The organism is Pseudomonas sp. UBA6699 (assembly GCF_002454615.1).
Classification (GTDB): Bacteria; Pseudomonadota; Gammaproteobacteria; order Pseudomonadales; family Pseudomonadaceae; genus Aquipseudomonas; species Aquipseudomonas juntendi.
The window spans coordinates 60,711-68,985 of the sequence record NZ_DKJF01000020.1; the positions used below are offsets into that span (position 1 = coordinate 60,711).

General features: G+C 61.2%; 8 protein-coding genes. 2 read left to right on the forward strand and 6 right to left on the reverse strand.

Annotated elements, in window-relative coordinates:
- Positions 1-59: 59 nt before the first annotated feature.
- Positions 60-1,409, reverse strand: a complete 1,350-nt coding sequence (locus B3361_RS03790) for a tryptophan--tRNA ligase (RefSeq protein ID WP_054905344.1) — start codon at positions 1,407-1,409, stop codon at positions 60-62.
- A gap of 25 nt (positions 1,410-1,434) precedes the next feature.
- A complete protein-coding gene (locus B3361_RS03795) occupies positions 1,435-2,070 on the reverse strand; it encodes an alpha/beta hydrolase (protein WP_054905345.1) in 636 nt (211 codons plus the stop codon).
- Between the two features lie 135 nt (positions 2,071-2,205).
- Here B3361_RS03795 and B3361_RS03800 point away from each other — a divergent pair, with 135 nt between their 5' ends.
- Positions 2,206-2,643, forward strand: coding sequence for a YhcB family protein (locus tag B3361_RS03800; protein WP_009684440.1), 438 nt, complete (start codon positions 2,206-2,208; stop codon positions 2,641-2,643).
- 229 nt (positions 2,644-2,872) lie between these two features.
- Here B3361_RS03800 and B3361_RS03805 read toward each other — a convergent pair whose 3' ends face one another.
- Positions 2,873-4,069: a methionine gamma-lyase gene (locus B3361_RS03805; RefSeq protein ID WP_054905346.1), complete on the reverse strand. Its 1,197-nt coding sequence runs from the start codon at positions 4,067-4,069 to the stop codon at positions 2,873-2,875.
- Between the two features lie 127 nt (positions 4,070-4,196).
- On the opposite strand from B3361_RS03805, the gene B3361_RS03810 reads away from it, so the two are divergent.
- The gene (locus B3361_RS03810) at positions 4,197-4,676 is read left to right on the forward strand and encodes an Lrp/AsnC family transcriptional regulator (RefSeq protein ID WP_009684443.1); all 480 of its coding nucleotides are present in this window, start codon (positions 4,197-4,199) and stop codon (positions 4,674-4,676) included.
- A gap of 96 nt (positions 4,677-4,772) precedes the next feature.
- Here B3361_RS03810 and cysN read toward each other — a convergent pair whose 3' ends face one another.
- The 3 genes from cysN to cysD all read right to left on the reverse strand — a co-directional run bounded on the left by cysN (position 4,773) and on the right by cysD (position 8,090).
- The gene (gene cysN / locus B3361_RS03815) at positions 4,773-6,674 is read right to left on the reverse strand and encodes a sulfate adenylyltransferase subunit CysN (RefSeq protein WP_009684444.1); all 1,902 of its coding nucleotides are present in this window, start codon (positions 6,672-6,674) and stop codon (positions 4,773-4,775) included.
- Positions 6,675-6,727: 53 nt separating this feature from the next.
- Entirely contained in the window at positions 6,728-7,069 is a 342-nt protein-coding gene (locus B3361_RS03820) for a four helix bundle protein (RefSeq protein WP_029887200.1), read from the reverse strand.
- 103 nt (positions 7,070-7,172) lie between these two features.
- Positions 7,173-8,090: a sulfate adenylyltransferase subunit CysD gene (cysD, locus tag B3361_RS03825; protein ID WP_009684445.1), complete on the reverse strand. Its 918-nt coding sequence runs from the start codon at positions 8,088-8,090 to the stop codon at positions 7,173-7,175.
- Between the last annotated feature and the right edge of the window lie 185 nt (positions 8,091-8,275).

Sequence of the window (8,275 nt, forward strand, 5' to 3'; positions counted from 1 at the left end):
CGGGCCGTCACTGTAGCGACCGGCCCGCTTTATGGCAATTGGAGTTGCGGCGAATTGCCTCAGTCCTGTTGTGGGGCCAGGGCTTCGTGCAGGCTTCGAATGGCTGCATCCCGCGCTTCAGCGCTGGCGAACTGCGGCCCGTCGGCAACCTGTTCACCGTTGAGCCACAAGCCGAAACCCAGGCCCTGCACACGCACATCGGCCTCAGCACCCTGCTGCAGTTGCTTGCTCACCGCACCTGCACTCTTGCCGTCGGCAAAGCTGCGCGACAACAGCAGTTGCTCACCGTCGGCGGCCAGCAGGCGGAAGCGGAAGCTGCCGTCCTCATCACGGAAGCTGACGAAACGCGCGCTCTTGACGGCCTTTTTCTTCACTTCGGTACTGGTTTGCACGCTGCTGCGGAACGAGCGCAGGCCAACCGCCTCGCGGAGTTGCTCCAGGAACGGGGTGGCAATCTTGCGGGCCTTGGCGGCCCCCGCCAGCAGGATATCCTCAAGGTCGGCCGGGCGCGCGATCAGCTGGTGGTAGTGCTCGCGTTTTTCCGCCAACTGGCCGTCCAGCAACTGGAACAGGCGCTGCTTGGCATCGCCCCAGCCCAGGCCCTGCAACAACTCGTCGCGGAACCCGGCGCACTGTTCTGGCGTAGCGAAGGCCTGGTAGAGGGTGAACAGGTGCGAAGTGTCCGGGTCCTTGGCTTCGCCAGGCGCACGCGAATCGGTCACGATGCGCGAGATGGCGTCTTTCATGTCCTTGGCGCTGGTGAACAACGGAATGGTGTTGTCGTAGCTCTTGGACATCTTGCGCCCGTCCAGGCCCGGCAGGGTCGCCACGCTTTCTTCGATCACCGCCCCTGGCAGGGCGAAGAAGTCCTTGCCTTGGCCGAACAGGTGGTTGAAACGCTGACCGATGTCCCGGGCCATTTCCACGTGCTGGATCTGGTCGCGGCCCACCGGCACCTTGTTGGCATTGAACATCAGGATGTCGGCCGCCATCAGCACAGGGTAGCTGAACAAGCCCATGGTCACGCCGGCATCCGGGTCTTCACCGGCTTCCACGTTCTTGTCCACCGAGGCTTTGTAGGCATGTGCACGGTTGAGCAGACCCTTGGCTGCAACGCAGGTCAGCAACCAGGTCAACTCGGGGATTTCCGGAATATCGGACTGGCGGTAGAAGGTCACCTTGTCGGCGTCCAGGCCACCGGCCAGCCAGGTGGCGGCGATTTCCAGGCGCGAGCGCTGGATGCGCAGCGGGTCGTCGCACTTGATCAGCGCGTGATAGTCGGCCAGGAAATAGAACGAGTCGACACCGGGCTGCTGGCTGGCACGGATCGCCGGGCGGATGGCGCCGGCGTAGTTGCCCAGGTGCGGAGTGCCGGTGGTGGTGATACCGGTAAGAATGCGCGTGGTCATGGGTGTTCGCTTATTCAGGCTTGGCTCAGTTCGAAAGGCGCGGCAGCAGCAGATCCTTGAGATCGGTCAGCTTGCCATGAAAGAAGTGTCCGCATTCTGCCACTTTCAGCAGCTCATGGGGGCGCGACAGGCTGTCGGACCAATCGTAAACCAGCTGCGGCGCGACCACTTCATCGGCCTCCGGCTGCACCACGGTGATCGGGCATTGCTGTGGCAGGGGGAATTCGTCGGTCAGGCGCATTACCGCTGGGGCAATCATGAACAAGTGCTGCAGGCTCACGCCGCCCGCCTCCAGGCGGCCAGCCAGGCTGGTGGCAACGAAGCCGCCGAACGAGAAGCCCATCAGCACCAGCGGCAATTGCGGGTGCTTATCGCGCAGCCAGGCCGCAGCAGCCTCGGCATCGGCCACTTCGCCTGCGCCCATGTCGTGGCTGCCAGCGCTCTGCCCAACGCCCCGGTAGTTGAACCGCAGGGTCACATAGCCGGCATCACGGGCGGTGCGCTGCAGGGTCGAGACCACCTTGTTGAGCATGGTGCCGCCCTGAACCGGGTTGGGGTGGCAGATCAGCACCGCTCCGCGGGCATCGGCCACGTCCAGGTACAAGGCTTCCAACTGACCACTGGGGCCATCGATGAACAAGGGGGTTTCGCGGACAAGCAAGGCACTACTCCGTGACCTCGGGGTGGGTCGTTTCGTCTAGGTGAGGAATTCTGTTCTGATTTGCGATCGCTCGCGGTATACAGCGCAGGTCTGAGCCGTTAACGTAAAGCAAAGCCGTTTATAGAGGAAGGACTCGTGGAACTCTCGCTCCTTGTTTGGTTGTTGCCGACCTTGGCCCTTGTCATTGGCGTGGTCGTCGGTTTCGTCGTGGCTCGCCTGCTGCCCAATGCCGCGCCCAGCAGCACGCAGCGCCAGCTGGATGAAATGCAGAAACGCTTCGACAACTACCAGAACGAAGTGGTTACCCACTTCAACAGCACTGCAGTACTGGTCAAGAAGCTGACCCAGAGCTACCAGGATGTCCAGGACCACCTGGCCGACGGTGCCAACACCCTGGCGCTGGACGAACTGACCCGCCAGCGCCTGCTGGCCGCCCTGCACTCCGAAGGTGCGCATGGCCCTCGTGATCGCCTGACCCCGCCGAAGGACACTGCCGAAGTGCCGCGCGATTATGCGCCAAAGGTGCCGAATTCCCCGGGCATGCTCGACGAGAGCTACGGGCTCAAGCGTTGATTCGCTGAACATGAAGGAGGCCTCGCGAGAGGCCTTTTTTGTGGGCAGCCCAGGTACGCCACAGCATTTGAAATCTGCGCAATATCTGTGGGAGCGGGCGTGCACGCGAACACCGGCGTAGCCGGTGCCAGCCACCGCGCTGGATTCTTCGCGGGCACGCCCGCTCCCACAGGACCCTGCTAAATCAATAAGTTATGTACTGTTCTATGAAACGGCCAGCCCAAACAACCTAGCTGCAGGCCTGCAAGGCCTGCTCGACATCCGCCAGCAAGTCTTCCACATCCTCCAACCCCACCGACAAGCGCACCAACCCCTCCGATATCCCGTGATGCGCCCGCTCCTCTGGCGTATAGCTGGAATGGGTCATGCTCGCGGGGTGCTGCGCCAACGATTCGGCATCCCCCAGGCTCACCGCCCGGGCAAACAGCTGCAGTGCATTCATGAACTTGCGCCCGGCCTCGATGCCACCCTTGAGCTCAAAAGCAATCATCCCGCCCGGCAAACGCATCTGCCGCTGCGCCAGCTCGTATTGGGCGAACGATGGCAAGCCCGGGTAGTGGATAAGCTCGACCTGAGGCTGCCGAGCCAGGAACTGCGCCACCTGTAGCGCATTGGCGCAATGGCGGTCCATGCGCAGTGCAAGGGTCTTGATCCCGCGCATCAGTAAAGCCGCGTCATGCGGGGATAGCACCGCCCCGGTCATGTCTTTCAACCCTTCCAGACGGATACGGTCGACCAGCGCCTTGCGCCCCACCACCAACCCCGCGGTGATATCACCATGGCCACTGAGGTACTTGGTCGCGGAATGCACCACCAGATCCGCCCCCAACGCCAATGGCCGCTGCAGGTAGGGCGTGCAATAGGTGTTGTCGACCACGATATGCAAGTCATGCCCACGGGCCACGTCGGCGACCGCCGCGATATCCACCAGCTGCATGTTGGGATTGGCTGGCGTCTCAAAGTAGATCATGCGTGTCTTGCGGGTGATGGACGCCCTTAAAGCCTTGGCGTCATTGAGGTCGACGTGACGGACCTTCACCCCGAACTGGCCAATGCCGTGATGCAGAAACGCAAAGGTGCACCCATACAAGGTATGCCCCACGATCAGTTCGTCGCCGGGGCGCAGCAGTGTCCAGATTGTCGAGGTAATCGCGCCCATCCCCGACGCCAGCGCCAAGCCTGCCTCACCACCCTCCAGCGAAGCCATGCGCTCCTCCAGCAGCGCCAACGTGGGGTTGGAGATGCGGCTGTAGAAATGCCCTGCCACGTCCCCGGCAAAGCACGCTGCGCCGTGTTCAACAGTGGGAAAGGCATAGGTGGCGGTCTGGTAAACCGGCGGCACCAGCGCGCCACTATGGGACAGCGGGTCGTAGCCGTGGTGGATGGCTCGCGTGGAAAAACCGGTGTTGTTATGGGAGTCGCGCATGGCAACAGCCTCTTGTGGTTTGCTATAAGCTTATGCCACCGAGCTGCCCGAATTTTTCCAAAGTAGCCCACACAGCGGCCTGCTTGGTGGAAAGAAAACAACAATCAAACAAGCAGGAGGGCAAAACATGCCTTCGAGCCTCGATCGCACCGACCGCGCCTTGCTGGCCGCCCTGCAGGACAACGCCCGCCTCACCGTTGCCGAACTCGCTGACCAGGTGGCACTGACCACCTCGCCCTGCTGGCGCCGCGTCAAACTGCTGGAGGACAACGGCTACATCACCGGTTACCAGGCCGTGCTCTCGCCCAAGTCACTGGGGTTCGGCGTCACTGCTTTTGTCAGCATCATGATGGACTCGCACACCAAGGACATGGCCCTGGCGTTCGAGCAGCGGCTGATGGAAATTCCCGAAATCGTCGCCTGCCACAACATCTCTGGGCGCTACGACTTTCTGCTGGAGATTCTGGCGAGGGACCTGGAATCGTTCGGCGAATTCACCCGCGAGGTGCTGCAGCGGTTGCCGGGGGTGAAGGAGATCTATTCGAGTTTTTCCTACAAGGCCGTCAAGGAGCGCCGGGTAATTCCTGTATCGGAACACCACATCTGAACGGCAAGCACGCCCCCCTGGCGCATCACCAGGCGTGAGACAACCTGCACAAAAAAACCCCGCCGAAGCGGGGTTTTTGGTAGTGCAGGCCAGCGCTTAGATAGCACCACGCTGACGCAGTACGTCCAACACCTGTTTAACGCCTTCGTCCACGCTGGTGGCCTGGGTGTCGATCACCAGGTCGGCATCCAGCGGCACATCGAACGGGAAGCTTTCGCCCGGGATGTTGTCGCCACCGGCAGCGTACAGGCCCTGTGGGTCACGCTCGCGGCAAACGAGTGGGGACGCCTGCACGTAAACCGTTACCAGGCGATCCTTGCCGATCAGCGCCTTGGCCTGTTCGCGGCCTTCGGCATCCGGGGCCACGAACGCTGCCAGGGTCAGCATGCCGGCTTCGTTGAACTGGCGCGCCACATGGGCGGCACGGCGCCAGTTTTCGGTGCGGCCAGCGCGGTCCTGCGGCAGGCCCTTGTTCAGGTCATGGCGCAGGTTCTGCCCGTCGAGCACGTACACTGCACGGCCCATGTCGAACAGCTTGCGCTCAACGGCATAGGCCAGGGTGCTCTTGCCGGCGCCAGAAAGGCCACTGAACAGCACGGTGGCTGGCTGCTGACCGAAACGCAGGGCGCGCTCCTCGGTAGACACGTGGGCCTGCTTGCCATGCTGGCCGGTGCTGCCATGCGGCAAGACTGGCTGGGCGATGATCATGCCGGCGCCGACGGTGCCGTTGGTGAGGCGGTCGATGACGATGAACGCACCGGTTGTGCGGTTGCTGTCGTAACCGTCCAGGGCAATGGCGCTGTCCAGGGATACCTTGACGCGGCCAATCTCGTTCAGCTGCAGGGCGCTGGCGGCGTCCTTCTCGAGGGTGTTCACATCAACCTTGTGGGTGATACTGGCAATCGAGCCCGGCACGTAGCTGGTGGCGCGCTTGATGTCGTACTTTTTGCCCGGGAGCATCGGCTCTTCGGCCATCCACACCAGCATGGCGTCGAACTGGTCAGTGACCGGCGGCACGTTGTCGGCATGCACCAGCAGGTCGCCACGGGAGATGTCGATCTCATCTTCCATGGTCAGGGTCACGGCCTGGCCTGGGCCGGCGCTTTCCAGTTCACCTTCATAGGTGACGATGGACTTGACCCGGCTGCTCTTGCCCGACGGCAGCACGACAATTTCGTCGCCCTTGTGCACCACGCCGCTGGCGAGGGTGCCGGCAAAACCGCGGAAGTTCAGGTTCGGCCGGTTGACGTACTGCACCGGGAAACGCAGGTCGGTGAAGTTGCGGTCAGCCGACACTTCGACGGTTTCGAGGATTTCCATCAGGGTCGGGCCGGTGTACCACGGCGATTGCTCGCTGTGGTTGACCACGTTGTCACCCTTGAGCGCCGACATCGGCACGAAGTGCAGGCTGCTCGGGGTCAGGTTGATGGCTTCGGCGAACTTCAGGTAGTCCGCCTTGATGGCCTCGAAGACGCCTTCATCGAAGCCCTTCAGGTCCATCTTGTTGACCGCGACCACGATGTGCTTGATGCCCAGCAGCGACGCGATGTAGCTGTGGCGGCGGGTCTGGGTCTGCACGCCATAGCGGGCATCGACCAGGATGATCGCCAGGTCACAGGTGGATGCACCGGTGGCCATGTTGCGGGTGTACTGTTCGTGGCCCGGGGTGTCGGCGATGATGAACTTGCGCTTGGCGGTGGAGAAATAGCGGTAGGCGACATCGATGGTGATGCCCTGCTCACGCTCGGCCTGCAGGCCGTCTACCAGCAGCGCCAGGTCGACCTCTTCGCCGGTGGTGCCAGACTTTTTCGAATCGCGGGTGATGGCCTCGAGGTGGTCCTCGTAGATCATCTTGGAGTCGTGCAACAGGCGCCCGATCAGGGTGCTCTTGCCGTCATCCACGTTGCCGCAGGTGAGGAAACGCAGCAGTTCTTTACGCTCGTGCTGAGCCAGGTAGGCGAGGATGTCCTCGCTGATCAGATCGGATTGATGACTCATTGCATTCAAGCTCCAAGCTGTAAGCTTCAAGCAGCAAGCTTGTCGGCGTACAGCTAGTTAGAAATTTTGTTGATCAACCCAGCAAGCATTCTGGATAGCTCACGGGTTTCAGTTATCCAGTCGTTGGCCAATTCGGCAGGCAAATAACCAATTTCACCGGCGATGATCAGTTGGGTCCGCAGTTCTGCGCAGGAAGCCTTCGCCACGCTCAGGAACCATGCTTTCTCCCGCATTCCTCTGCGCTCCATTCCCTCAGCGATATTGGAGGGGATTGAAACGGCTGCTCGAGTGATTTGGGACCTGAATCCAAAATCCCGACACCCAGCAAATGCCCGATATATCTCAACGGCTAAATTTTTACTTCTCTGCCAAACCAGCAACTTCTCAAAACCCACTGCAGGCACTCCCTGTGCGCCCGCAATGCAGGCGGCAGTCCACAAAAATCAGAAACTACTCGCTCCGCTTCTGTCTTGCAGCTTGCCGCTTGTAACTTGAAGCTTAGAAATAACCCTGACGTTTCTTGTCTTCCATGGAACCGGCGCCATCGTGGTCGATGACCCGGCCCTGGCGCTCGGAAGTGCGCGTCAGGAGCATTTCCTGAATGATATCGGTGAGCGTTTCGGCCTCCGACTCGACAGCGCCCGTGAGCGGGTAGCAGCCGAGGGTACGGAAACGCACCTTCTTCTTGACGATGCGGGCCTTTTCTTCCTCGGAGAGATGTTCGAGGATGCGCTCGTCGTCGATCATGATCAGGGTGCCGTTCTTCTCGATGACTTCACGCTCGGCAGCGAAGTACAGCGGCACGATCGGGATGCCTTCGAGGTAGATGTACTGCCAGATGTCCAGTTCGGTCCAGTTCGACAGCGGGAAGACGCGGATCGACTCACCTTTGTTGACCTTGCCGTTGTACACGTTCCACAGCTCGGGGCGCTGGTTCTTCGGGTCCCAGCGGTGCTTGCTGTCACGGAACGAGTACACACGCTCCTTGGCCCGCGACTTCTCTTCGTCGCGGCGAGCACCACCGAAGGCGGCGTCGAAACCATGCTTGTCCAGCGCCTGTTTCAGGCCCTGGGTCTTCATGATGTCGGTGTGCTTGGAGCTGCCATGGGTGAACGGGTTGATGCCCTGCGCCACACCCTCGGGGTTGACGTGGGTGATCAGCTCCAGGCCCATTTCCTCGACCATCTTGTCGCGGAACCTGTACATCTCCTGGAATTTCCACTGGGTGTCGACGTGCATGACCGGGAACGGCAGCTTGCCCGGGAAAAAGGCCTTGCGCGCCAGATGCAGCATCACGGCGGAATCCTTGCCGATCGAGTACAGCATCACCGGGTTGTCGAACTCGGCGGCCACCTCGCGGATGATGTGGATGCTTTCCGCCTCCAGCTGTTTCAAGTGCGTCAGTTTGTCGACCATGGCTACTCACGAAAAACGATCTTATGGACGGCCTGCGGGCCGTGTTCGAGCGGATCACTGTATCACAGGGGCTGCTTCTATTTAGGCGGCCAGCTAGATCGAAAAAGTCTAACGATATGACTGGGGGTTAGGCTAATGCCTGTCAGTCAAGCGTTAACTGGGGCTGCTTTGCAGCCCTTCGCGGG

Bases quoted from the DNA above. Each gene is read 5' to 3' on its own strand.
- cysN (WP_009684444.1), bottom strand. From the start codon at position 6,674: ATGAGTCATCAATCCGATCTGATCAGCGAGGACATCCTCGCCTACCTG.
- B3361_RS03810 (WP_009684443.1), top strand. From the start codon at position 4,197: ATGCCTTCGAGCCTCGATCGCACCGACCGCGCCTTGCTGGCCGCCCTG.
- B3361_RS03790 (WP_054905344.1), bottom strand. From the start codon at position 1,409: ATGACCACGCGCATTCTTACCGGTATCACCACCACCGGCACTCCGCAC.
- cysD (WP_009684445.1), bottom strand. From the start codon at position 8,090: ATGGTCGACAAACTGACGCACTTGAAACAGCTGGAGGCGGAAAGCATC.
- B3361_RS03805 (WP_054905346.1), bottom strand. From the start codon at position 4,069: ATGCGCGACTCCCATAACAACACCGGTTTTTCCACGCGAGCCATCCAC.